The following is a 24694-nucleotide window of genomic DNA, read 5'->3' on the forward strand; positions in this document are numbered from 1 at the left end:
GCGTCGTTAGCCTCATCATTTATCAGATGAATGAGGCCAGTCATTATTTCGATTGTATGACGCTATGACCTCTCTCTATGTTGTCAGCATAGCTTACGAGCTGACCGTGTCTGTTTTGCTGGTCATTGATGCGTCTGCGATATGTCCAGCAAAGCGAACAATAAACAACATACATGGGAACAAAGATGACGCTCAAGAAGACACTACTGGCCTCTGTGATTGGTGCAACCGTAGCAGCAACCGCCATGTTGCCGATGACGGCAAGCGCAGAAACCCTACGTATTGGTTACTCTGCCGACCCTGAAACCTTGGACCTGCACGAGCAGCTCTCCGGAGGCGTATTGCGTTTTTCGCACCTCGCTTTCGACCCGCTGGTACGCTGGACCAAAGACTTCCAATTCGAGCCGCGCCTGGCCACCGAATGGGAGCAGGTAGACGACACCACCATGCGCATGACCCTGCGCGAAGGCGTTACTTTCCATTCCGGTAACCCTTTCACAGCGAAAGACGTCGTATGGACCATTGAGCGTCTGAAAGAGAGCCCGGACTACCGCGCCATATTTGATCCGGTGGCTAGCGCAGAAGCCATCGACGACTACACCGTCGAAATCACCACGTCTGAGCCCTATCCGCTGCTGTTGAACCTTGCTACCTACATTTTCCCGATGGATAGCGAGTTCTACACGGGCGAAACCGAAGAGGGTAACGACAAAGGCGAGATCGTCAAAGCGGGGAACTCCTTCGCTTCACGTAACGTATCAGGCACCGGCCCGTTCATCGTCACCGACCGCCGCCAGGGTGTCCGCGTCGACTTCAAACGTTTTGAGGATTACTGGGATACCGAAAGCGAAGGCAACGTTTCTGAAATCATTTTGACGCCGATCGCTGAAAACGCCTCCCGCGTAGCGGCCCTCCTCTCCGGTGGCGTGGACTTCATCGATGCCGTTCCGCCCAACGACTTGGATCGTGTGCGTGAAGCCGACGGTGTCGAATTGGTCGAAGTGCCCGGCACCCGTATCATTGGCTTCCAGCTCAACGAAGAGCGAGTCGAGGCCTTTCAGGATGCTCGCGTTCGCCAAGCCGTCGACCTCGCCATCAATCAGGAAGGTATCGCCGACCGCCTGATGCGCGGCTTCGCCACACCGGCTGGCCAGTTCTCTCCTGAAGGTTACTCGGGCCACAATCCGGATCTCGTTCCGCGCTACGATCTAGAACGCGCCCAAGCGTTGATGGCCGAAGCGGGCTACGAAGAGGGTTTCAGCGTCGATATGATCGCGCCCAACAACCGCTACGTGAACGATGCGCAAATCGCTCAGGCGGTGGCCAACATGTTGGCACGTATCAACATTACGGTGAACCTGCGTACCATGCCGCTGGCCCAGTACTGGCCCGAGTACGACACCCGCCAGTCCGACATCGCCATGATCGGTTGGCACGCCGATACCGAAGATACTGCTAACTTCTTCCAGTATCTCTCGTTCTGTATCGATGAAGAGAGCGGTGCTGGCCAGTACAACTACGGCGGCTACTGCAATGAAGAGATCGACGCGCTGGTGACGGAAGCCGACGGCGAAACCGATCTCGAGAAACGCAACGATATGCTGCGTGAAGCCGAAGCCATGCTGTATGAAGACGTTGGTTTCGTCATGCTGCACTGGCAAAACTTGGCCTACGCGGCAGCGGAAGGCGTCGACGTTGAGCCGGTCGTTAGCGCACTGGACTTCCCCTACCTGGGTGACTTAGTGATCGAACGCTAAGCCCCACGCTGAACCGAACACCCGCGCAAGGATGCTTCGCTCTCCAGTCATGCTGGAGGGCGAAGCGTTTTCGTTGGGCCGCCCCGGCCCTGATGCGGCGCGTCTCTGATTAACCTACATAGGTGGCGTACGCCATGATTGCTTTTTTAATCAAGCGGCTGATGCACGCAATATTGGTGATGTTTGTCATCAGTGTACTGGCCTTCGCCATCCAGGATAACCTGGGTGACCCTGTACAGCAGATGGTCGGACAGTCGGTTCCCGAAAGTGAGCGCGAAGCCATTCGTGAACGGTTGGGGCTCAACGACCCCTTCCTGGTTCAGTACGTGCGCTTTGCCAAAAATGCCGTTCAAGGTGACTTTGGCGACTCCTATTTTTACCGCGAACCGGCGTTGGAAGTGATCGCTAGGCACTTGCCCGCCACCCTAGAGCTGGTCTTTGCCGCCACGCTGATCATCGTGCTACTGTCCGTGCCCATTGGCGTCTATAGCGCGATCAAACCGCGCTCGCCCGTTTCTCGATTCTTTATGGGCGCGTCGATTATCGGTATTTCGATCCCGGTCTTTTTGACCGCCATCGTGTTGATTCAAATTTTCTCGATTGGTATTACCGTCTCGCTCTTCCCGGAGAGCACGGCTTGGGGGGCTTGGCTAAATGGCTTGCTTTCTACCGAAGGCAATATGCCGTCGTTTGGCCGTGGCTATGACTTGGTGCACGTGGTGGGTCACTGGGATACCAACCTGGCAACCTGGAACGGCTTACAGCACCTGGTACTACCCGCTGTCTCGCTGGCCTCGATCATGCTGCCGCTGTTCATTCGTTTGATCCGCGCTGAAATGATGGAAGTGCTGCAGTCCGAGTACGTCAAGTACGCCCGCGCCAAAGGCATTTCCATGCGCCGGGTCTATTTCGTCCATGCGCTGAAAAACACCATGCTGCCGGTGATTACCGTGGGCGGCGTGCAAATCGGCACCATGGTGGCCTACACCATTTTGACCGAAACCGTTTTCCAATGGCCGGGCATGGGGCTGATGTTCCTCGACGCCATCAACCGTGCCGACATTCCGCTCATCGTGACCTACCTGATGATTGTCGGCGTCATTTTCGTGGTTACGAACACCATCGTGGACCTGATCTACGGCTTCGTGAACCCCACCGTAAAACTGACTGGTAAGCCCGCATGACAACGTCCACTTCTACCCCCGCACCAAGCCGCTGGGAGCGCCTGCGCGACTCCTTTTTGTGGTACAGCTTCAAGCGCGACCGCACGGCACAGCTCTGCCTTGCCGTGTTCATTTGCTTGGTCGTGACGGCGTTTTCGGCACCGTTACTGGCACCTACCGACCCTTATGACTTGGCACAGATAGACATTCTTGCCTCCGAGCTACCTCCCTTCTGGATCGATGGCGCCGACCCGATGTACACCCTGGGCACCGATGCTCAGGGCCGGGACCTGCTTTCGATCATCCTTTACGGCACGCGGGTATCGCTGCTGATCGGCTTTGGCGCCGTGGCGCTGCAAGCGCTGTTGGGGGTGACCTTCGGGCTGATGGCAGGCTATTTGGGCGGCCGCGTCGACGCCTTCCTGATGCGTCTGGCGGATATCCAGCTCTCGTTCTCGACACTGATGGTAGCCATCGTCGTGGGGGCCGTGGTGAAAGCCACCTTGGGCAGCGCTTTCTACAGCCAGTACGCCGTGCTGATGCTGATTCTGATCATCGGCTTGGCCGAGTGGCCCCAGTACGCGCGCACGGTGCGCGCCTCGGTACTCGCCGAGAAAAACAAAGAGTACGTCGACGCCGCCCGCGTCATGGGCCTGCGCAGCAAGCGCATCATGTTCCGTCACGTGCTGCCCAATACGCTGTCACCGATCTTCGTCATTTCGACGGTGCAAATTGCTAACGCCATCATTTCTGAAGCAGCGCTGTCGTTTTTAGGGCTGGGTATGCCGGAAACTCACCCTTCACTTGGGTCGCTGATCAAAGCAGGCTTTGACTACATTCAGTCAGGCTCTTGGTGGATCACGCTGATCCCCGGTGCGGTGCTGGTCGTGCTGGTGCTGTCGATCAATCTTCTGGGCGACTGGCTGCGCGATGTCATGAACCCACGACTCTACAAAGGCTGAGGACACCATGGCACTTCTTGAAGTCTCTCAACTCGACGTCCGCTTTGCCCTGCGCCAGGGCGAAGTACGCGCCCTGCGCGACGTCAACTTCACTCTCGAGCGCGGCGAGCGCCTGGGTATCGTCGGCGAATCTGGCGCGGGTAAATCCGTCGCCGCCTTCTCGTTGCTGAATTTGATCGCCAAACCCGGTTTCATTGCGGGCGGAAGCATCACGTTCGAAGGCAAAGAGCTCAACAGCATGTCGGAGCGAGGCCTGCGCAAAGTGCGCGGCAACCGCATTTCGATGATCTTCCAAGACCCGATGATGACATTGAATCCAGTGCTCTCCATCGGCGAACAGATGGTGGAGTGCTTGAAGGCCCACCGCCGCATCTCCACCAAAGAAGCCCGGGCCATCGCCCTGGACAAACTACGCCAGGTGCAGATCCCCTCTCCCGAAAAGCGCTTGGATCAGTACCCCCACGAGCTTTCCGGCGGGATGCGCCAGCGCATCATCATCGCCATTGCCCTGCTACTCGACCCTGACATCATCATTGCCGACGAACCCACCACGGCACTGGACGTGACGATTCAAGCCGAAATCATGGCGCTGCTGCTGGAGCTATGCGAACAGCACAACGTGGGCTTGATTTTGATCACTCACGATCTGGGCGTGGTAAGCCAAGTGACCCAGCGTATGCTGGTGATGTACGCTGGCCGCGTCATCGAGCAGGGCCCTACGCGGGAAATCATCAACGACCCGCAACATCCTTACACCCAAGGCTTGATCAATGCGCTGCCGCAAATGGCGACGCCGGGTGAAAAACTCAACCAGATTCGTGGCAGTATGCCGTCACTCTCTAATTTGCCCAGCGGCTGTGCGTTCCATCCCCGCTGTGACTTTATCAACCGAGCCGACGGGCTCCCCCGGCCGGCCTGCACCCAGCAAGTCCCCGATTTCGTCGAGTCTGGCAACTGTCGCGTGGCCTGCCACATGGTGGCGGAAATGTTGGAAGATCGCCGCTTGAAGGAGGAGAGCCTATGAATGCCCAGGCGGAAACGATCGCGACCATGCCGACTCAAAACGAAGCGAGCAACGACTCGCTACTGCAAATTCGCGGTCTTAAAAAGCGTTTCTCACTCTCCGGTGATTTTCTGGAGCAGCTACGCTTCAAAGGCGGCAAGCTGATTCGCCATCAGGAGTATGTCCACGCCATTAACGGCGTCAATCTGGACATCAAGCGCGGCGAAGCGCTCTGCGTGGTGGGTGAATCTGGCTGCGGTAAGTCCACCGTGGCGCGCACGGTCATGGGGCTGATTTCTCCGTCAGAGGGTGAAATTCGCTACGACGGCCAGCGCATCGACGATCTCAGCTCGAAGCAGCTCCTGCCCTACCGCAAGCGCATGCAGATGATCTTCCAGAACCCTTACGCGTCGCTGAACCCACGCATGACCATTCAGCAGACGCTGGAAGAGCCACTGCGGCTGCACCATCCCGACTGGAACCGCCAGCAGATCCTCGATAAAGTCGAGGAGGTGATGCGTTCGGTGGGTATCGACCCCGATTGGGGCAAGCGCTTTGGCCACGAGTTTTCTGGCGGTCAGCGTCAGCGAATTGCCATTGCCCGTGCGCTGGCCGTCGATCCCGAATTCATCGTCGCCGATGAGCCCATTTCAGCGCTAGACGTCTCTATCCAAGCACAGGTGCTCAACCTGCTGATGGATGCCCAGCGGGATCGCAACCTGACCTATCTGTTCATTACCCACGATCTGGCGGTGGTCGAGCACTTTGGGACACGGGTGGCCGTGATGTATCTGGGCACCGTATGTGAAGTCGCCACGACCGCCACGCTGTTTGCCAAGCCTCGCCACCCCTATACCCAGGCATTGCTGTCGGCCATTCCCCGCTTGGAGGACGACCGCCCTCAGCATATTCGCCTGTCGGGTGAAGTGCCGACACCGGTCAACTTACCCAGCGGCTGCGTTTTCCATGGTCGTTGTCCCCATGCTAACGCCCGCTGTAAGCAAGAAATACCTGCTTTGATAACCCAGGATGACGGCACCCGCGTAGCGTGTCACGCTGTTGAGGAAGGCCGCCTATGAGCGCGGCCCCTTCAAGCGCCATACGCTTGGTCGTTTTGCGAGGTAAGGCATGGAAATTCGCTGGCTAGAAGACTTCATTGCCCTGGCCAGAACGCGACACTTCTCCCGCGCCGCCGATGAACAACACGTCACGCAGCCTACCTTTTCAAGGCGGATCAAACTGCTCGAAGAGGAAATGGGCGTCACGTTGATCAACCGACAAACGTTACCGCTGTCGTTGACGCCTGCGGGTGAAGAGTTCTTGACGCTCTGCGAACAGGTCACCGACCGGGTGCGTTTGACGCGCGACCGCGTTCGTGAAATTAGCGCCGGCCAGCAGCGGCGAATCATGGTAGCCGCACCGCAAAGTCTGCTGGCGCATTTTCTACCGGAATGGTTAGCCAGCAGCGGCTGGCAGGAGCGCATTCAGCCCTACCTTCGCGCGACGGGCTGGGTGGCCAGCGACTACTTTCAGGCGCTGGCTCGGGCAGAGTGCGATCTAGCGATTTGCTATTGGCCCGTTGGACGCTGCGATCTGGATATCGACACTAGCGCCTGCGCCTATCGAGTCATTGGGCATGAACGGCTAATTCCCGTGACCGGGCGTAAAAACGACGGGGCGGCGTGTGCCCTACTACCTGGCGCTCGCCAGCAGCCAGTGCCCTGGCTGGCCTACCCCAAACGTGGGCTACTCGGCTCGGCGGTCAAAGCACATTTGGCACGATTGCCGCAAAGCACGTACTTAACGGCACAGAGCGAAAACCTCTATGCAGCGGGTATCAAAGAACTGGTGCTGCTGGGGTATGGCATGAGTTGGCTACCCGAGCGAAATGTGGCCGCAGAGCTGGCTGACGGCACCTTGGTCAGGGCGGGCGACAGCCGCTGGGACGTACCCATGGAGCTGCGGTTGTATCGTCACCAAAGCCAGCACCATGCCGAACTCGATAGTTTGTGGGGCCAGCTCTCACCGCCCCGACTTTGAAAGGACGTTTATATGTCAGCAACCCTCTATCAACTGCAGCGCGACCACATCCAAGCACTGAATCATGCTTATCAAGCGCGCATGGCGGCGCATAACCTGGATAGTTTGGCGATATACAGCGGCCATGCGAACAACCACTTCGCTGATGACCATGCCACCAGCTTTCAGTCCTACGGCCATTTCATTCATTGGGTGGGGATGGCTGATGTTCAGCACAGCTGGCTGGTGATTCAGCCCCATCAGCGCCCCCAGCTTTATCTGTACGCGCCTGCCGATTTTTGGCACTTACCGACTCAGCTGCCTGAAGAACCCTGGGTGGCGGAGTTCGACGTACATTTATGTAGCGATAAAATCACCCCGCCGCTCACAGGACACGCTGCCGTGATCGGCGATCTGAAGGAGCTCGCGAGCACGACACCCCTCGCCAATGTCGCCACACTTCATCCCGAAGGCTTGGTACGCGAACTCGATGAGTTGCGCATGGTCAAGTCCGCCTACGAAGTGGCTTGCCTGCGCGAAGCCAATCGACTAGCAATCGCGGGCCATCAAGCGGCTAATGCTGCTTTTATCGGTGCGTCGGCCGAACTGGATGTGCAGCTCGCCTATTTAGGGGCCAGCCGACAGCGAGAGTCGGACGTTCCCTATCAAAACATTATCGGTCTAAATGAGCATGCCGGGGTCTTACACTATCAGCGCTATGACCTGTCAGCCCCCAAACGACGTTATAGCCTGCTAGTCGATGCGGGCCGTCGTTTTCGCGGCTACTGTGCGGACATTACCCGTACCTATGCAGGCCCGGATGCACCCAGCGAATTTGGCGAGTTAATCAGCGCCATGCACGGTCTGAAAGATGAACTCATCACCCACATCGTTCCTGGCATCGAGTTTCTAACGCTACATGAGCAGATGCACCGAGGCCTAGCCGACATATTGATCTCGCACGGACTGTATCAGGGCAGCGCAGAGAGCGCCGTGGAAACCGGTGTTACCCGCGCCTTTTGCCCGCATGGACTGGGCCACTCATTAGGGATTCAGGTACACGATGTGGCCGGATTGAGGCAGCCAGACGGGAGCCCATCGCCAGCACCTGACACCCATCCAGCCCTGCGTCTCACCCGTACGCTGCAAGCCGGTATGGTCATCACCATCGAGCCAGGCCTCTATTTCATTCCCATGTTGCTGGCACCGCTGCGTAAAAAGCCCCACCCCATCGACTGGACGCTGGTCGACCGGCTCGCCGTGTGCGGAGGCATACGCATCGAGGATAATATCCTAGTGACAGAAGGCGGATCTGAGAACTTGACGTTATAGCCACTCCCTCGCCCAACAAAAAACGCCCGGCTTACGCGTGTAAGCCGGGCGTATATGTATCGGATTGGTTTAGAAACGGTAAGTAATACCGCCGCCGATCGTCACTGGCTCGATATCGACTTCGCCAACGGTGGCGCCAGCCGCATTGATGTCGGCGCTTACGTCCGCGTAGCTAACATAGCCGTTCAGCATGACGTTATCCGTCACTGCCAAATCCACACCCGCTTGGCCGATGGCGCCGTAGCTCTCGTCGATGCTCAAGCCAGATGGCTCGCTGGAAAAACTCGTGTAGTTCAAACCAAGACCTACGTAAGGCTGAACTTTCGAGTCCAAACCACCCATCGGGTAGTAGTTGACCAGCAGGTTCACCGGCAGACGGTCGACGCTACCTGCGCTGCCGCCCGGCGTCGTGTTCAGGTCATGTTCGAATTTTTCAGAGCTGTTGAGTTCGACGCCAAATTTGTCGCTGAACAGGTAGCCCGCACCATAAGTGAACCCACGTGCGCTTTGTACGTTGAGGTCCGCACCGCCAACATTGCCGTTACCTGAGCCCGTATCCGTTTGGGCAACACCGCCGCGAACAAACACATCGCCTGCTTCGTAGGCCATAACGGCTTGGCTCGCCATGACGGCACTGGCAGACACAATAGCGGCGGTGATCAATTTCATTTTGCTCATCAGGGTCATCCTCTTGCATCTTGCTTGGGATTGATGCTGGTCAACGCCAGCTAACCTATACAATATATAGTATAAGAACACCGTTTCCAAATTTCATGTGAAATTTTATTATAGGTTTTCTGGCTCTGATAGCTTTTGTTAACTATCGAGCTTGACAAACGAGCATAAAAAAAGTCCCCCGAAGGGGACCCAGGTGGAGCACGCCAGCTCACTCGGTGTATTGCCGGGCAGCGCCGCGGCAACGTTGCAAAGAAGGGAGAGCATTGAGTGCCGGTTGCATCGCGACCTTAATGACTCTATTCATTTGCGGGTTACCTTTTATATAGCGAGCTGCGTGCCAAAAAAATAATTTCTATTAAAAAACATAATCTTACTAAATAAATGAGTAAAGAAAGCGTTAGTTATCTCTTTACTACATGAAAAAGCGCACCAGCGGCGCGCATTTTTCGCTGCATTGCTTCATAACGAATCACTCAACCGCCACCAGCAACTAGCCTTACTGGCTTACTTGATTGCGGCCGCCGCGCTTGGCTCGATAAAGTGCCTCATCTGCTAAGACCAAGAGTCGGTCTCTGTTGTCCTCTGATACGTCGGTGCTACAGACCATACCCGCCGAGAGCGTGCACGCAAACTCCTGCTCCCCTTGGTTAAAGCGCAGGCGAGAAAAGTATTGGCGAATGTCTTCCAAGCGCTTCCGACCGTCCTCTGCGCTGCAGTGTGGCAGCACCACTAAAAACTCCTCGCCCCCATACCGGCCAATCATATCGGTTTGGCGTAGGCGCTGACGCAGCAGCGTCGCCACCGACGCAATCACGACGTCCCCTGTGGCATGGCCATAGGTATCATTCACCGATTTGAAATGGTCGATGTCCACCATGGCGACCACCACCGAATAGTGTTGTCGGAAGCCACGACATATCTCGTTGATCGCGGCACTTTTAATGCTGGCATGCTTGAGCAGCCCGGTCAGACTGTCTTTATTGAGCAGCGCCGACAGTGTGCGTGAGCGGGCCACGCGCACACGAATCGAGGCTACCAGCTGCGCAGCGAGAATGGGCTTGGTGAGGAAGTCATCGGCTCCGTGGCTGAGCGCATCTACCTGCTTACCTAAGTCCATCTCTGCCGACAAGAAGACGATGGGCAGACTACTCCACTCGTCATACTGCCGAACCACTGACGCTAAATCAGGGCCATCGTAATCCGGCATGTGCACATCCATCAGCAAGAGTTCGGGTCTAAACGAGGCGAGTTGATCGATGATATGGCGGGGATTGTCGAGGATGCGCACTTCCATCCCCGCGGCTTCTAGCACGAGCTGGTAATAAGCCGCCAGCTGTTGGTCGTCGTCCACGACGAGAATACGAGCGGGTGGCGATTGACGCTCTTGAAGAAGCTGCTCCAGACGGTTCACCAATTGCGGTATGTTCAGTGGCTTCAAAAAATAGCCATGCGCATTTAACTGTGCCGCTCGCATACGTGCATCGAAGGAGTCACAGTCGCTGATGAAAAGCAGGGGGCAAGAGAGCGCTTGCAACGGTGCAAGGTGTCCCACGCCTGCCATGGCGTCTACGATCAAAATATCGGGAGACTGATTGGCGATCGCTTGGCACGCCTCTGGCACAGAGTCGAAAAGGCGGACGTCATAACTGAAGTTCATCAACTGTTCACGGATATGCTTACCGAGCTCGTCATCTTCTTCGATCAGCCAAATCTTAGCGGATGTGCCGTTGATTTCTTGAGGCCCATCAACGCTAGGCGCCTGCTGCAAACTAGGCACGAGCTCGATTTGCATCGACTGTAATTGGCTACTCACCACGTTGACGAGCTGAAGATCGATGGCTTGATCGCTCTCCTCCAGCCAGCGCTTAAGGCCATTTTCCAACAGCCGTGCTTGGCTGCCGATCGTATCGAAACCAAACGTCCCTGCCGACCCTGCCAGTTTGTGTAGTCGATGGTAAACATCGGTCAACGTATCCCGAGGGGCTTGTGGGTCGCCACTGGACGGGGCTTCGGTGGTGACCATTAGCTGAGCACGTAACGTTTGCTGCAAACGCGTGAGCACACTGCACAACGATGCCAATTCGGCTTGCAGATTATGCTGATAGGTTTGTTTGAGCAGTGCCAGTTTGTGCTCTAGCGACTGTTGATCATGATTTGCCACACGCCTGCTCCCAAAGAGTGCGAACTTGATTAGCCAGGGTCATGGGATCGAACGGTTTGGCAATCACGCTTTCGGCACCGAGTGCGATGAGTTGATCCACCTCGTGGGGTTGTACTTTGGCGGTCATGAACGCGATGGGCACTTTCTCGAGACTCGAGCGTTGACGCAACGCCGCTAGAGTCGATGGCCCATCCATACCAGGCATCATGACATCGAGTAGAATCATGTCTGGGGCGAACGCTTCGGCTTCTTCCAATGCCTGCTCCCCTGAAGCACAGACTTTGACGTTAAAACCACCGACGACTTCGAGAGCAAGTGTCGCTACCGTTTGGATATCGGGATCATCTTCTACATACAAAATACGCTCTAAGCTGCTCATTCGTTATCCACCATCTGGACCAGTTGGGTTCGTTGTTGAATTGCCTCGAGCAACTCTGTCGGACTAATGCGCGATTTCAAGAACACCGTCTCGACACGATGTTGATCTGCTTCACTGATGGACTGCCCAGATAGGATAATGATTCGCGCGTGGGGCTGCTCTTCACGAATCTGCTCTAGTAAATCCCAACCTTCTCCGTCAGGCAGACCAATATCCAAAATAATGGCATCGTAGCGTCGATAGGCTAAGTGGCGACGTGCCATGGCCACGCTCACCGCGTGATCACACTCTGCATGCTCATCCAGCATGGCGCGTATGACCGCATGGAGGTCGGGGTCATCCTCGATATGCAGCAGCCTCAGGCGCTCTTGATGAGTCTGCATCTGCTCGCTGAGTAGTGCTAGCAGGTGTTCAGTCTGAATGGGTTTTGCCAACCAAGCGATGTCCTCTAAGTGACCTTCCAGAGCGACACCGCCTCGCTCCATGCTCCCCGTCACCACCATGACGGGGGTATGCTTCGACGCCCGCTGCTGTCGCAGCGCATGAATCACATCGAAACCGCTCATGTCGGGTAGTCCAATATCGACGGTGATGGCGTCATAGTGTTGGTTGGCCAGTTTCTCTAGCGCCATGGCACCGTCCAAGGCAGAGTCCACTTCGAAACCGGCTTGAGCCAATGTTTCAAAAAGAACACGCACGACGGAAGGATCATCCTCGATCACCAGCACTCGGCCCGCGTCAGCGCCCCGCGAATCACTAAGAGTATCCGAGGGATGAAGAGGCAGGGAGAACCAGAAACAGCTGCCCTTGCCCTCTTCTGAATCGAAGCCCATCTCACCTTCCATGTGCTCGATTAGCTCGCGCGTAATCGCCAAACCCAACCCTGTTCCCCCTTTCGCCCGCGAGTCGGAGGCATCGACTTGTGCGAACTTACTAAAAATATGGCCTTTGAAGTGGTCAGGAATTCCCGGCCCATCGTCTTTGACGGTCACCATCATCCTATGGTCTTGCTTATCGACACTGATTTGGACTTCCCCACCCTCCGGCGAAAACTTCACGGCATTGGAGAGCAGGTTCGCCATGACCTGACGAAGCCGCTGACCGTCGACACGCACCTGTGTATCCGGATGAGGATTATCCAGCGTCAACGTCACCTGCCGCTCATGGCGATAGTGGCGATTCTCTTCGATGGCACTTTCCAGTAAACGCTGCAGCGGCTGCCACTGCATATCGAACGCCAGTTTACCGGCGGCTATTTTTTCGATATCCAGCAGGTCGTTGATCAAGTGGGTGAGCCGCTGACTATTTTTATGCGCGATGTTGACCATACGCATGACGGTATCCGGCACGCTGCCAAGCGCCCCGGCAGCGACCATACCCAGCGCTCCCGAAATGGACGTAAGCGGCGTACGCAGCTCATGACTCACGGTCGAGACAAACTCGTTTTTCATTTGCTCGACGCGCTTCGATTCAGAAATATCTTCGGCGATGCCCAAGTAACCGGTAATCGTGCCTTGCTGATCTTTAATAGCGGTCACCACCAGCTTGATGGGCACACGATCGCCCGCGCGGGTCAGATAGGTCCACTCGTTGACATCGCGCTTTTCCAGGGCAGCCCGGTGGGTAAACACCTCCAAGGGCATCAAGGTATGGCCTGCACTCTGGCTCAGTTCGAGGAGCCGCTGTTCGACTTCATCGGCATCGTGAAACAGCATGGGAGTTTGCACTCCGATGACCTCGCTCGCCTGATATCCCAAAAGGTCTTCAGCACCTTTGTTGAACAGCTTGATCACTCCCTGGGTATCCATGGCGATAATGGCAAAATCCACGGCAGCATCGAGCACCGAGCTCAGCAAATCATTGCTACTGGCGAGTGCTCTGGTGCGTTGATCGACCTCGCGCTCTAAATTGCTCTGCGTATGGCGAAGGCGTTTGAACGCATCGCTGAGCTCCGCGCTCATCGCACCCAATAAATTAGAAAGCTGCTGGAACTCGACGATGCGACTGTCGGGAAGTTTGGGCGTTTTGCCTTTGGCAATCGAATCGCTCAGCGTCCGCCCTTTTTTGCCGAGACGGGTTAGCGGCTGAGTAATCATACGGCTCAAGAGTTCAGCCGCCACGATGCCAAAGATCAATACTGCCGCTAACATGGCAAACAAAACGGTCCGATAAGCTTCCATGGCACGCACGGTAGGCAGTGCCGGCGTCTCTAACAATACGTGATCGACACCTCCTACGCCGCGGGCAGGTAACTGTAGTGTATAAAACCCCTGAGAAAAGCGAACGGCCGGGTTATCCAAATTGCCTGGAAGCCACATACGCATGCGCTCGTCTAGATCGATGAGTTCATCTCCAGATGCCAGCGTTAGTGAGTTGAGATGACCTACCTGTGCCAGCAGCTCACCCTCTGCATCGAGTAGTCCAATATTGACGTTGCTATCTGCCCTTACTCGACCAATATGGTAAACGAAACGCTGATCGGCTCCGGGTTCCGACAAACGCCCCACCAGCTCGTTGCCCATGGCATTGAGCGTTTGGTTGACAAAGTTTTCTTGCCCCTGACGCATGGCATGGCCTTCGTACAGAATCAGCGGAATACCCGTCATCAATGTGACCGACAATAGGGCACAAAACAGCAGATGTTTGAGCCTTAATAAAGCCCCTGCCGTCGGCAGCCAAGACCGTTGAGATAGCCCACAAATAATAATGATCGCGCTAGCGATGACCGCGTTGAAAACACCGTTGATGGCTTGTTTTAAATACACCAGCAGCGTTAGCTCTTGGCTCCATCCTAACCACAAAGGCAATAATAGAAAGTCGATCGGGGCGGCGATCGCCGTCCAAAAGATCAGTGCAGCAATGATCAAGTTTTTGACTTTATGGTGGTAAAGCCAAGAGACCACGAGCGCCTCTAGGATGAACACCATGACGGTGACGGGATTTTCCCAAAAGGCGTAAGTATAAACGCCTGAGGCGACCCCAATCAGTACCGCTGGCCATGTCCCCAGCCAAGCAATGGCCAGCATGACAGCCACCGAGCCAAATACGAAATAAACGTTAAACAGTACCGAAAGCTGTAGCATATTACCCGCCACGCCAGCGACGAGCAGACACGCAAACAGAATACCTAGATACCAAGGAGCCCCATTGAAGCGTCCGATTCGTTCAGTGCCGAACACGCGTAGGCACCTCCGCATACGGGAAAGTTATGTAAAACGTACTGCCTTCTCCCTCTGTGGATTGAAAACCGATAGTGCCCCCCATTTGTTCGGTCATCGCCTTACTGATTGACAGTCCCAAACCCGTTCCTCCTTTAACGCGTCGATCACTCGCATCTGCTTGCGAAAATTTTTGGAAAATCCGTCCCCTAAACGCCTCAGGTATTCCGCACCCGCTATCCTTTACGTTGATGCGTATCTCTTTATCAAACTCGTCACAATATATAACGACGTCACTGTTAAGCCGAGAGAACTTTGCAGCATTAGAGAGTAAGTTGGCCATGACCTGCTGAAAGCGCAATACATCGACGTTAATAAAACGGTCTTTCGATAGCGTTTCCAACCGTAAAGCAACGCCATACTGGTCGGCATAAGGCTGGTTTTCAAGTAGCGCAGCCTTGAGCAGTTCTCCTAGTTCTCTTGGCTGGCAAATAATATTGATCTGCCCCGCCAAGAGTTTTTCGATATCCAAAAGATCATTGATCAATAGCGACAGCCGCTCGCCGTTTTTCAATGCCATGGAGAGCATCTTGTGGGTGCTCTCGGGTAGCTCTCCAGTGGCACCGCCCAGCACTAGCTTCAACCCGCCGGTCATGGCCGTGAGTGGGGTGCGAAGTTCATGGCTCACCGTGGAAACGAACTCGCTCTTCAGTGCATCGACTCGCTGCCGATCTAACGCCGAGCCAATCCAACGGCTCAATAGCTTGATGAAGAGTGTGTCGGTTTCAGCAAAACGATGCTGGCGAGGATCGGCGGAAGAGAAGCTCACCGTTCCAAAGAGCTGATCACCCAGTTGAATCGACGATCCCATATACGCTTTGAGGCCGAAGGTGTCGTAACACGGGTGATGCCTAAGATCGCTCTCGGTCGTATCGTGAACGGCTAATAGACCGCTGGTTTTTAGCGTCATGTCACAGTAGGTATTGGCCAAGGGCAAGCACTGGCCGGCCGCCAGCGTGACATCCTTCGGCGCCGTGACGGCGACGACTTCGAATACCCCTCTATGGATACGGCTAATGATGCCAATTTGAAGATTGAGATAGCGACAGCCCAACGCCAACGCTTCCTGAAATTGCCGATCGATACCTAAATGATTAGAGGTGCTGATATCGTTAAGTGCGGCCAATGCGTCCACCAGTGAACGCTGGCGAGATTCATCGTCAGCCAACTGTCGTTTAACGTCGTTGACCCTGGTAAGCTCATTTTCCAGCCCAATTCGATTGATTTCATCTTCTACGCACGCCGCCAAGTCGGTCAACACCTGACGCTGGGAAGGGCTCAAACGGCGCGGCTCGGGGTGGATGATACACAAGGTGCCTACTCGAAAGCCGTTGGCAGTGGTCAGCGGCACGCCTGCATAGAAGCGAATGCCGCGATGGGCGGTGACCAGCACGTTGTCAGCAAAGCGGGAATCTTGGCTGGCATCTTCTATCTCGAAGATGCTCTCTCCTTGAATGGCGTGCGCGCAAAAAGACTCCTTTCTGCAGGTCTGCGTCAGCGAAATGCCCTGGCGTGACTTGAACCACTGGCGCTCCTCATCGACCAATGACACTAACGCAATGTCCACGTCAAAAATGGAAGTAGCCAATCGGGTGATCCGATCGAAGCGCTCCTCTGGCGGAGTATCCAAAATGGCTAAACTATGTAACGCCAGCAGCCGCGCTCGTTCACTCTCCACCATGACAGAAACCTCAAAGGTGTCTAACCGCCAATATTATCCATCGGGCATAGCGCCGCTAAGATCGTTTAGTTACTGTCAATGTATGCCTTAATGTGGGTGCTGTCGCTGGCTGTATCGATATTTTACATTTGCACTACTCGCAGCCGATTACGACTCATTCACTTTGGAAACGCACTCATGACCTCACCCTGCACCTACTACGTTACCGGTGGCGCCCAAGGCATCGGTCTGGGCATTGCCCATACCCTCTTGGCCGAGGGACACCGTGTCGTCATTACCGATATTGATGGCGAAGCCCTCGACGCCGCTGCGCAAAGGCTGCCTCATCCGTCGCAACTGCTGACTCTCACAGCGGATGTCAGCGATGAAGCCCAGGTGATGGCTAGCCTCGAAAAAAGCGTCACCCACTTTGGCCGCCTGAACGGTATCGTACATAACGCCGGCATTGCCGACCCTTTTCATGGCCCGGTGGAGCAGCTTTCGCTAGAGACATGGCAGGCCTACTTGAACACCAATCTCACCGGTGCCTTTTTGTGTGCCAAACATGGTGCTGCCTACTTACGTCCTCACGGCGGCAGCATGGTGTTGATGGCCTCGTCACGCGCCATCCAATCCGAGCCGGACACTGAAGCCTACGCCGCCAGCAAAGGCGGCATCGTCGCCTTGACGCATGCGCTGGCGGTCAGCCTGGGGCCTGATATTCGCGTCAACGCTATCAGCCCCGGCTGGATCGAAGTGAGCGACTGGCAAAAGCCCAGCCGGCAGCAATTTGTGGAGCACCGGGATATCGATCGCGAACAACACCCGGCCGGCCGCGTGGGCACCCCCGAAGACATCGCTTCACTCACTCACTTTCTGCTCTCTAAAGAGTCTGGTTTTATTACCGGCCAGAATTTCGTCGTCGACGGCGGCATGACACGCAAAATGATCTATGCCGAATAGCGGCCTGCGCGCGACGTTACCGCATCAAAAAAGGCCATCGAAGGATGGCCTTTACATGGCAACTCCACGTTGGTTTATGGCGTGACGATGATTTTGACTTGCGCCTTATCGTTCAACAGCGCCTCGAAGCCCTCCTCCACGATATCCGCCAGCGGAATGCGTTGAGTGACCATATCCTCGGCGCGGAAGTAGCCCCGTTGCATCAGCGCCATCACCGCTGGGTACACATGGCGATAGGCAATGATGCCCTTCATGGTGCGCTCTTTGATCACCAAGTCATTAGGCTGAAAGCTGGCCTCTGACTCCCAAATACTCACCACCACCACTTCACCGCCCTCATGGGTGCTGTGCAGCGCTTGATTGAGCACGGCGGGAATGCCGGTCACTTCGAACGCCACGTCCACCCCGCCACTACTCAATGCTTGCAGCTTTTCCACCGCGTCGTCTTGCTGCGGGTCGATGACGATGGCGCCCAGCGCTTCGGCTTTGGCTTTACGCGAAGGCGCGACTTCGACCGCATAAATCTGTGCAGCCCCGGCGGCTTTGAGCGCTTCGATGGTCATCAAGCCAATCGGCCCAGCACCAAACACCACGGCACTATCCCCGGCTTTGAGGCTGCTCTGGCGTACTGCATGCAGCGCGACCGCCGCAGGCTCGACCAGCGCCCCCTGCTCGAAGCTAAGGTCATCCGGCAGTTTGTGCACCATATGCTCACCCATCACGGTGAACTCAGAGAATCCGCCGCCACCGCCGGAAAGGCCGTGAAAGCCGAGTAGCGGCGTCAGGTTGTAGCGCTCCATCTGATAAGCGCCATCTTTATTAGGCGAGAGGATCGGCTCAATGGCCACACGGTCGCCTACCTTCACCCGAGTCACTTTCTCACCAACCTCGACCACTTCGCCGGCAAACTCATGGCCCATGATGATCGGTGCCTGCTCGCCGCTGATCGGATGCGGTTTGCCTACCGGAATAAAAATCGGCCCGGCGGCGTATTCGTGTAAATCGCTGCCGCAAATACCGCAGGCGGCGACTTTCACTTTCACCGCATGGGGGTCATCGATGGTCGGCACCGGCACCTGTTCGACACGCAAATCTTTAGCCGCATACCACACCGCGGCCTGCATCTGTGATTGATCCGTTGACTGGCTCATAGGTTGCCCTTTCTGTTAAGACACATGGCTTTTAAGACACATGGTGAACCGGCTGCAGCCCATAGACGGGGGTATCTAGTCCTTCCATACGCGCCTTCAACTGCAGCGCCAAATAGTGAGAGTAGTGCCGGGACTGGTGCAGGTTGCCACCGTGGAACCACAGCGCCTCTTGTTGGGTGGGCTTCCACATATTGCGCAGCTCCCCTTCCCACGGGCCGGGGTCTTTGGTGGTGTCAGAGCCTAATCCCCAACATTTGCCCACCTTGTCCGCTACCTCTTGAGAAATCAGTCGAGCCGCCCACCCATTCATCGAGCCATAGCCGGTGGCGTAGACGATCAGATCAGCGTCCAATTCGCTGCCGTCGGTGAGCGTAATCGAGCGCGGATTGATCCGCTCGATACCCACACCGCTGCGCAGCTTGATATCGCCATTGGCGACCAGATCGCAGGCCCCCACATCGATGTAATAGCCCGAGCCACGACGCAGGTACTTCAAAAACAGGCCAGACTCATCGTCACCGAAGTCGAGCATGAAGCCCGCGTCTTCGAGCTTTTGGTAAAATTCAGCATCCCGCCGTTTGATGGCATCGAACGCCGGACGTTGAAAATCGGGCAACACCTTGTAAGGAATCGAGGCAAACAGTAGGTCTGCTTTTTCGTGGGTCAACCCGCCCGCGACGGCCTCCTCCGAGTAAAGCGGCCCCAGCACTTCTTCCATCAATGAGTCCGACTTGACGATATGGGTCGAGGAGCGCTGAAGCATGGTGACATCGGCATCATGCTCCCAGAGCGCGGCAGCAATATCGTGAGCCGAATTATTCGAGCCCACGATCACGCATTTTTTACCGGCGTAGGCATCCGGCCCTGGGTGCTGGCTGGAGTGCTGCTGCTCGCCCTCGAAGCTCTCCGCGCCTGCAAACTTGGGCACGTTGGGCATCCCCGACATCCCGGTAGCCATCACCAGCTGTTTCGGACGTAGCGTGATCTCTTCGCCATTGCGCTTCACGTTCACGATCCACTCACCTGCGGCGTCATCGAAGCGTGCATTCTGACACTCAGTGGAACTCCAATAATTGAGCTCCATCACTTTCGTGTACATTTCCAGCCAATCGCCCACTTTGTCTTTCGGGGCAAACACCGGCCAGTTTTCTGGGAAGGGGATGTAAGGCAGGTGGTCGTACCATACCGGATCGTGCAAGCAGAGAGATTTATAGCGCTTGCGCCAAGAGTCCCCCGCGCGCTCGTTGCGCTCGATGATGATCGTGGGCACGCCCATCTGTTTCAGCCGCGCCCCCAAGCCAATACCGCCCTGGCCACCACCAATGATCACGCAGTAGGGCTGGCGCGTGTAACCAAGCTCGGCTTCCTCACGTTCACGGGCTTCCAGCCAAGTTTCACGCTGTTTGTTGGCACCATGTTCGGCACCTTTAGGGCGATGGTGATTGCGCGGTTCGGGGAAGTCGTTCAACGCCTGCATGGTAGTGAGCAGTGTCCAACACTTGCCGTTCTTCAAACGCAGGTAGCCTTTGCCGCTGGCAATGGCCGTTTTGAACGTGAACCACGCCTCGATGGTATCGCCGTTTTCGCTGGCCTCCCCATCGAGCTGCCACTGAGAAGGCCGCGTGCGGGCCAGCGTGGCATCGAGCATGGCCTGGATTTCCTCCTTGCCTTCGCACGTTTTTAGATTCCAGGTAAACGCCAGAAAATCGCGCCAGTAGCACTCGTCGTTGAATAGCGTCAGCACGCGCTGACTATCGCCTGCCTGCAGCGCCTCATCAAACTCCTGTAGCCATGCGTTGACGGTGCTGGTGGCGTGGGATGGGGTTCTTACCTCTGTGTGAGTCATCGCGGGTACTCCAAGGTCGTTGTTATTGTTGAACTGTCGATAAGACACTCAACCCTAAGCATCCGCCGTGCCAAATGTGCAAAATAATCAATAAGCAATTGAAAAATTTAAACAAAAGACATTTTCGCATTGCTATCCAATAACGCACCGCCTGAACACTTGTCACACCTCGTGTACGGCTAACGTTACAGGTGTAACGCACGACTAACGGCGCAACACAGCCTCGTTGACACCCACGACAAAGCGCATAGTCTGGAGGTACAACAATAATTCTGTATGGATTCGCCATGCCGACGCCATCACTACCACCGACACGCTTGGCCTCCGTGCAGCGCCAGCATATCGAGCACATCTTCCAGCTCGGTGAAGGCGTGGACGCACCGCAGCTACCGGCGCAGGCCACCATCCGCCGCTCTTGGCTGCGCTGTCTGAACGAATACCGGCTCGACCCTACGAAACCACGCCCTGCCCGGGTGGTGCCCCAGCAAACCTTGATCGAACACCGGGAATCCGTCGATGAGCTGCTGCACGTTGCCCGCGCCGGGGTCGAGCAGCTATACGGGCAAATCGCCCAGCTCGGCTACGTGCTGCTGCTTACCGACCACCGCGGCATTACCGTGGAGTTTCGCGGCAACCCCCATCAAGACCAGCAGCTGCGCAAAGCGGGCCTCTATTTAGGGGCGGATTGGGACGAGCGCTTTGCGGGCACCTGCGCGGTCGGCACTTGCCTACACGACCGCCAAGCGATCATTTGCCACCGTCAGGAGCACTTCGACGCCACGCATATTTCGCTGACCTGCACCGCCGCCCCCATCGCCGACCCGCAAGGCAACGTCATGGCCGTGCTGGATATCTCCGCGCTGCAGTCGCCTGCCCAGCATGAGAGCCAGAACTTTAGCCTCTCGCTGGTGACGCTCTACGCCCGCATGATTGAAGACGCCTACTTCCTGCAGCGCTACCGCGACTGCTTGATGGTTCGCCTGGATACCTCGCGAGAGTTCGTGCACGTGAATGGGCGGGGGCTGATCGCGATAGAAGAGAACGGCCAAGTGATTGCCGCCAACGCCGTAGGCCGTGAACTGATGGAGGAACACCAACGCCGTTGGCCGCCGTGGTCTGCCCAACACGCCCCCATGCTTAGCGAGCTCTTCGAGTGCGAGATTGCCGATGTGCTCAGCATCAATAGCGCGACCAACGACCAGTTGCGGGCATTTCGCGCCCGCGCCAGCAATGCCATCTACTTTATTAGCCTGCTAGAGCCGCGTAGGCCGCGGATCGTATCCCGCGACCAGCCCGCATCGTCCCTGCCGACGCCGCTAGAACGACTGGGCGCCGACGACCCCGCGATACGTAAGCTACAAAAATTGGCTGAACGGCTGCGCAACGAGGCCAGTGTCAACGTGTTGATCAGCGGCGAAACCGGCACCGGCAAAGAGGTGGTTGCCCGCGCACTGCACGATAGCGGCAACCGCGCCAAAGGCCCGTTCATCGCGGTGAACTGTGCGGCGATTCCCGAAGCGCTGATCGAGAGCGAGCTATTCGGCTACGAGCCCGGCGCGTTTACCGGCGGGCGTGCAAAAGGTATGCGCGGGCTGATCCCTCAGGCCCATGGCGGCACGCTGTTTCTAGACGAGATCGGCGATATGCCACTGGCGCTACAAACCCGCCTGCTGCGCGTACTTGCCGAGCGTGAGGTCATGCCACTAGGCGCCAATAAACCGGAAAAAATCGACATCCGAGTGATTACCGCCACCCACCGCCATATCGATACCATGATCGCGCGGGGGGAGTTTCGGGAAGATCTCTACTACCGCTTGAACGGCGCCCAACTACGCCTACCACCGCTGCGTGAACGCGCCGACAAGCTCTATGTGATTCGCCAAGTTTTCAGCGATGTGGTCAAAGAGCGCGGCGCAAGCTCAGCGCCACGGCTGCGGGCCGATGCTATCAGCGCCCTGCTCGCCTACGCCTGGCCAGGCAATATACGCCAGTTGAAAAACGCCCTAGCGTTTGCCCTGGCCACCGCCGAGAGCAACGAAATCACCGTACACGACCTGCCCGAACAGTGCCTCAGCCAGCGCATTACCCAATCGCCAGCCATCACCGCGCCTGAAAACGAGGCCGCCGATAGCCAACTCCTCATTCAGCTGCAGCAACACCAATGGAACATTAGCGCCGTGGCCCGCGAGCTGGGGGTTTCACGGCCAACGGTATATCGGCAAATGCAGCGCCAGGGCATCGTGCCGCCGAACAAGGCCTGACAGCGGACGGCGCTTGGCCTGGGCAGCCAGCCTCACGTACACTTGTTTGAATCTGATGTTCACCACGCTTTCGACAAGCCGAGGCCCACTATGGCGTTTGACTCCACCTCTTCGTATATCGCAACCCATGCGCTCAAGCAGGCGGTGAATGCTGCCGTGATGCTCGAGCGCCCGCTGCTCATAAAAGGCGAACCCGGCACCGGCAAGACGCTTCTGGCCGAAGAGCTGGCAGACGCCCTCGGCACTCGGCTGATCACTTGGCACATCAAATCCAGCACCAAAGCCGCTCAGGGGCTTTACGAGTACGATGCAGTGAGCCGCCTGCGCGATTCCCAATTGGGCGTAGAGGGCGTCGAGAACGTCGCTAACTACATCAAGCCCGGCAAACTGTGGGAAGCTTTTAGCGCCGATGAGCGGGTAGTCCTGCTGATCGATGAGATCGACAAAGCAGACATCGAATTTCCCAACGACCTGCTCCAAGAGCTGGATCGCATGGAGTTTCACGTTTACGAAACCGGCGAAACCATCCGCGCCGAAAAGCGCCCCATCATCGTCATCACCTCCAACAATGAAAAAGAGCTGCCGGATGCCTTTTTGCGCCGCTGCTTTTTTCACTACATCGAGTTCCCCGATCGCGAAACCATGCAGGCCATCGTCGATGTTCACTTTCCCGACATTGCCCCAAAACTGGTCAGCGAGGCGCTGGAAGTCTTCTTTGACCTGCGCAGCGCACCTGGCCTCAAGAAGAAGCCCTCCACCTCAGAGCTGGTCGATTGGCTCAAACTGCTGATGGCCGACGAGCTAGCCCAGGAAGCGCTCTACCATCGTGACCCCGCCAAGGCACTACCGCCCATGGCTGGTGCGCTGGTCAAAAACGAGCAGGATACCCACCTGTTGGAACGCTTGGCGTTCATGATGCGTCGCCAAAAGAGCAGCGGGCGCTAAGCCATGTTCATAGGCTTGTTCGAAACCCTCAAACGCGCGGGTGTCCCCGTTTCACTGCGGGAGCTGTTGGACCTTCACGCCGTGGTCGAGCGCGGCGTGGTACTTGCCGATATGGAGGCGTTTTACCAGGTAGCGCGCACGGTCATGGTCAAAGACGAGCGCCACTTCGACCGTTTCGATCGTGCCTTTGCCGCCTGGTTTAAAGGCATCGAAGACATGGACGCCGCCATCGAAGCGCTGATCCCCGAGGAGTGGCTGCGCCGCGAATTCGAGAAACAGCTCACCGACGAGGAGAAGGCCAAGATCGAATCGCTAGGCGGGCTCGAAGAGCTCATCGAGACGTTCAAAAAACGTTTGGAGGAGCAGAAAGAGCGCCACGCAGGCGGCAATAAATGGATTGGTACCGGCGGCACCAGCCCATTTGGCGCATACGGCTACAACCCGGAAGGCATTCGCATCGGGCAAGACGGCTCCCGCCATCGCCGCGCCACCAAGGTGTGGGACGAACGGCGCTTTCGGGATTACGACGACTCGCTGGAGTTGGGCATCCGTAACATCAAAATGGCGCTTCGGCGACTGAGAAAGTTCGCCCGCCAAGGCGCGCGGGACGAGTTCGACGTCAGTGGCACCATCCGAGAAACCGCACGTGATGCCGGGCTACTCAATATTCAGATGCGACCAGAACGCCACAATGCGGTCAAGGTGCTGCTGTTTCTGGACGTCGGCGGCTCCATGGATGACCACATTCGCGTCTGCGAAGAGCTATTCTCGGCGGCACGCTCGGAGTTCAAGCACCTGGAGCACTACTATTTCCATAACTGCCTGTATGAAGGCGTATGGCGCAACAATCTGCGTCGGGGCAACGAGCGCATTCCGACCATGGACGTGCTGCATACCTACGGCGCGGACTATCAAGTCGTCATCGTCGGTGATGCGGCCATGTCGCCTTATGAGGTCACCCATCCTGGCGGTAGCGTCGAACATTTCAATGACGAAGCCGGCGGCGTGTGGCTCAAACGCTTGACCGAGAAATTCCCCCGTTTAGCCTGGCTTAACCCAATGCCTCCCCGCGCTTGGGAATACACCTACTCGACCACGCTCATTCGCGAGCTCATCGACGACCGTATGTATCCGATGACGCTGGAAGGGCTGGAAACTGCCATGCGCGAGCTCGCCAAATAGCCTCGCACTGCCTA

At 56.6% G+C, this 24694-nt stretch carries 18 protein-coding genes; 11 read left to right on the forward strand and 7 right to left on the reverse strand.

Features of this window, described 5'->3' with window-relative positions; translation table 11 throughout:
- Positions 1-185 precede the first annotated feature (185 nt).
- From FHJ80_RS15050 to pepQ, 7 genes are all read left to right on the forward strand, one after another.
- On the forward strand, positions 186-1757 hold the full coding sequence (locus FHJ80_RS15050) for an ABC transporter substrate-binding protein (protein WP_139528141.1): 1572 nt from the start codon (positions 186-188) through the stop codon (positions 1755-1757).
- Positions 1758-1891: 134 nt separating this feature from the next.
- On the forward strand, positions 1892-2941 hold the full coding sequence (locus FHJ80_RS15055; RefSeq protein WP_139528142.1) for an ABC transporter permease: 1050 nt from the start codon (positions 1892-1894) through the stop codon (positions 2939-2941).
- The gene (locus tag FHJ80_RS15060; RefSeq protein WP_139528143.1) at positions 2938-3882 is read left to right on the forward strand and encodes an ABC transporter permease; all 945 of its coding nucleotides are present in this window, start codon (positions 2938-2940) and stop codon (positions 3880-3882) included. The genes FHJ80_RS15055 and FHJ80_RS15060 overlap by 4 nt, the downstream gene beginning before the upstream one ends.
- A gap of 7 nt (positions 3883-3889) precedes the next feature.
- A complete protein-coding gene (locus FHJ80_RS15065) occupies positions 3890-4906 on the forward strand; it encodes an ABC transporter ATP-binding protein (RefSeq protein ID WP_139528144.1) in 1017 nt (338 codons plus the stop codon).
- Complete coding sequence (locus tag FHJ80_RS15070; RefSeq protein WP_139528145.1) at positions 4903-5964, forward strand: ABC transporter ATP-binding protein; 1062 nt, start codon at positions 4903-4905, stop codon at positions 5962-5964. The genes FHJ80_RS15065 and FHJ80_RS15070 overlap by 4 nt, the downstream gene beginning before the upstream one ends.
- Positions 5965-6013: 49 nt before the next feature.
- Entirely contained in the window at positions 6014-6925 is a 912-nt protein-coding gene (locus FHJ80_RS15075) for a LysR family transcriptional regulator (RefSeq protein WP_139528146.1), read from the forward strand.
- 12 nt (positions 6926-6937) lie between these two features.
- Positions 6938-8236: a Xaa-Pro dipeptidase gene (pepQ, locus tag FHJ80_RS15080; protein ID WP_139528147.1), complete on the forward strand. Its 1299-nt coding sequence runs from the start codon at positions 6938-6940 to the stop codon at positions 8234-8236.
- A gap of 69 nt (positions 8237-8305) precedes the next feature.
- Here pepQ and FHJ80_RS15085 read toward each other — a convergent pair whose 3' ends face one another.
- The 5 genes from FHJ80_RS15085 to FHJ80_RS15105 all read right to left on the reverse strand — a co-directional run bounded on the left by FHJ80_RS15085 (position 8306) and on the right by FHJ80_RS15105 (position 16353).
- Positions 8306-8914 carry an OmpW family protein gene (locus FHJ80_RS15085; protein WP_174788518.1) on the reverse strand — a complete coding sequence of 203 codons (609 nt, stop codon included), beginning with the start codon at positions 8912-8914 and terminating at the stop codon, positions 8306-8308.
- 496 nt (positions 8915-9410) lie between these two features.
- The gene (locus tag FHJ80_RS15090; protein ID WP_139528149.1) at positions 9411-11075 is read right to left on the reverse strand and encodes a diguanylate cyclase; all 1665 of its coding nucleotides are present in this window, start codon (positions 11073-11075) and stop codon (positions 9411-9413) included.
- Positions 11062-11454, reverse strand: a complete 393-nt coding sequence (locus FHJ80_RS15095; RefSeq protein WP_139528150.1) for a response regulator — start codon at positions 11452-11454, stop codon at positions 11062-11064. Before FHJ80_RS15095 ends, FHJ80_RS15090 begins: the two co-directional genes overlap by 14 nt.
- The gene (locus tag FHJ80_RS15100) at positions 11451-14633 is read right to left on the reverse strand and encodes a response regulator (protein ID WP_176558256.1); all 3183 of its coding nucleotides are present in this window, start codon (positions 14631-14633) and stop codon (positions 11451-11453) included. Before FHJ80_RS15100 ends, FHJ80_RS15095 begins: the two co-directional genes overlap by 4 nt.
- Positions 14620-16353 (reverse strand): GAF domain-containing protein, encoded by a 1734-nt coding sequence (locus FHJ80_RS15105; protein ID WP_218013986.1) that lies wholly within the window; start codon positions 16351-16353, stop codon positions 14620-14622. Before FHJ80_RS15105 ends, FHJ80_RS15100 begins: the two co-directional genes overlap by 14 nt.
- Before the next feature lie 177 nt (positions 16354-16530).
- Between FHJ80_RS15105 and FHJ80_RS15110 the strand changes: the two genes are divergently transcribed.
- Positions 16531-17295: an SDR family oxidoreductase gene (locus tag FHJ80_RS15110; protein ID WP_139528152.1), complete on the forward strand. Its 765-nt coding sequence runs from the start codon at positions 16531-16533 to the stop codon at positions 17293-17295.
- A 74-nt stretch (positions 17296-17369) separates the two neighbouring features.
- On the opposite strand, the gene FHJ80_RS15115 is transcribed toward FHJ80_RS15110, so the two are convergent.
- Both FHJ80_RS15115 and FHJ80_RS15120 read right to left on the reverse strand, forming a co-directional pair.
- Entirely contained in the window at positions 17370-18446 is a 1077-nt protein-coding gene (locus FHJ80_RS15115; protein ID WP_275437549.1) for a 2,3-butanediol dehydrogenase, read from the reverse strand.
- Between the two features lie 31 nt (positions 18447-18477).
- Positions 18478-20292: an NAD(P)/FAD-dependent oxidoreductase gene (locus FHJ80_RS15120; protein ID WP_139528153.1), complete on the reverse strand. Its 1815-nt coding sequence runs from the start codon at positions 20290-20292 to the stop codon at positions 18478-18480.
- 287 nt (positions 20293-20579) lie between these two features.
- Here FHJ80_RS15120 and FHJ80_RS15125 point away from each other — a divergent pair, with 287 nt between their 5' ends.
- The 3 genes from FHJ80_RS15125 (at position 20580) to FHJ80_RS15135 (ending at position 24680) form a co-directional block, all read left to right on the forward strand.
- Positions 20580-22553, forward strand: coding sequence for a sigma-54-dependent Fis family transcriptional regulator (locus tag FHJ80_RS15125; protein ID WP_139528154.1), 1974 nt, complete (start codon positions 20580-20582; stop codon positions 22551-22553).
- A 90-nt stretch (positions 22554-22643) separates the two neighbouring features.
- Positions 22644-23498 (forward strand): MoxR family ATPase, encoded by an 855-nt coding sequence (locus FHJ80_RS15130; protein ID WP_139528155.1) that lies wholly within the window; start codon positions 22644-22646, stop codon positions 23496-23498.
- Positions 23499-23501: 3 nt separating this feature from the next.
- Positions 23502-24680 (forward strand): VWA domain-containing protein, encoded by a 1179-nt coding sequence (locus FHJ80_RS15135; RefSeq protein ID WP_139528156.1) that lies wholly within the window; start codon positions 23502-23504, stop codon positions 24678-24680.
- Positions 24681-24694: the final 14 nt, after the last annotated feature.

The sequence above is a fragment of the Halomonas sp. BL6 genome (genome assembly GCF_006228115.1).
Lineage (GTDB): Bacteria > Pseudomonadota > Gammaproteobacteria > Pseudomonadales > Halomonadaceae > Vreelandella > Vreelandella piezotolerans.

What these genes read in the sequence shown, in the direction of transcription:
- FHJ80_RS15050 (WP_139528141.1), top strand. Translation starts at nt 186, where the DNA reads ATGACGCTCAAGAAGACACTACTGGCCTCTGTGATTGGTGCAACCGTA.
- FHJ80_RS15060 (WP_139528143.1), top strand. Translation starts at nt 2,938, where the DNA reads ATGACAACGTCCACTTCTACCCCCGCACCAAGCCGCTGGGAGCGCCTG.
- pepQ (WP_139528147.1), top strand. Translation starts at nt 6,938, where the DNA reads ATGTCAGCAACCCTCTATCAACTGCAGCGCGACCACATCCAAGCACTG.
- FHJ80_RS15085 (WP_174788518.1), bottom strand. Translation starts at nt 8,914, where the DNA reads ATGAGCAAAATGAAATTGATCACCGCCGCTATTGTGTCTGCCAGTGCC.
- FHJ80_RS15055 (WP_139528142.1), top strand. Translation starts at nt 1,892, where the DNA reads ATGATTGCTTTTTTAATCAAGCGGCTGATGCACGCAATATTGGTGATG.
- FHJ80_RS15095 (WP_139528150.1), bottom strand. Translation starts at nt 11,454, where the DNA reads ATGAGCAGCTTAGAGCGTATTTTGTATGTAGAAGATGATCCCGATATC.
- FHJ80_RS15115 (WP_275437549.1), bottom strand. Translation starts at nt 18,446, where the DNA reads ATGAGCCAGTCAACGGATCAATCACAGATGCAGGCCGCGGTGTGGTAT.
- FHJ80_RS15130 (WP_139528155.1), top strand. Translation starts at nt 22,644, where the DNA reads ATGGCGTTTGACTCCACCTCTTCGTATATCGCAACCCATGCGCTCAAG.
- FHJ80_RS15135 (WP_139528156.1), top strand. Translation starts at nt 23,502, where the DNA reads ATGTTCATAGGCTTGTTCGAAACCCTCAAACGCGCGGGTGTCCCCGTT.
- FHJ80_RS15070 (WP_139528145.1), top strand. Translation starts at nt 4,903, where the DNA reads ATGAATGCCCAGGCGGAAACGATCGCGACCATGCCGACTCAAAACGAA.
- FHJ80_RS15110 (WP_139528152.1), top strand. Translation starts at nt 16,531, where the DNA reads ATGACCTCACCCTGCACCTACTACGTTACCGGTGGCGCCCAAGGCATC.
- FHJ80_RS15065 (WP_139528144.1), top strand. Translation starts at nt 3,890, where the DNA reads ATGGCACTTCTTGAAGTCTCTCAACTCGACGTCCGCTTTGCCCTGCGC.
- FHJ80_RS15125 (WP_139528154.1), top strand. Translation starts at nt 20,580, where the DNA reads ATGCCGACGCCATCACTACCACCGACACGCTTGGCCTCCGTGCAGCGC.
- FHJ80_RS15075 (WP_139528146.1), top strand. Translation starts at nt 6,014, where the DNA reads ATGGAAATTCGCTGGCTAGAAGACTTCATTGCCCTGGCCAGAACGCGA.
- FHJ80_RS15105 (WP_218013986.1), bottom strand. Translation starts at nt 16,353, where the DNA reads ATGGTGGAGAGTGAACGAGCGCGGCTGCTGGCGTTACATAGTTTAGCC.
- FHJ80_RS15120 (WP_139528153.1), bottom strand. Translation starts at nt 20,292, where the DNA reads ATGACTCACACAGAGGTAAGAACCCCATCCCACGCCACCAGCACCGTC.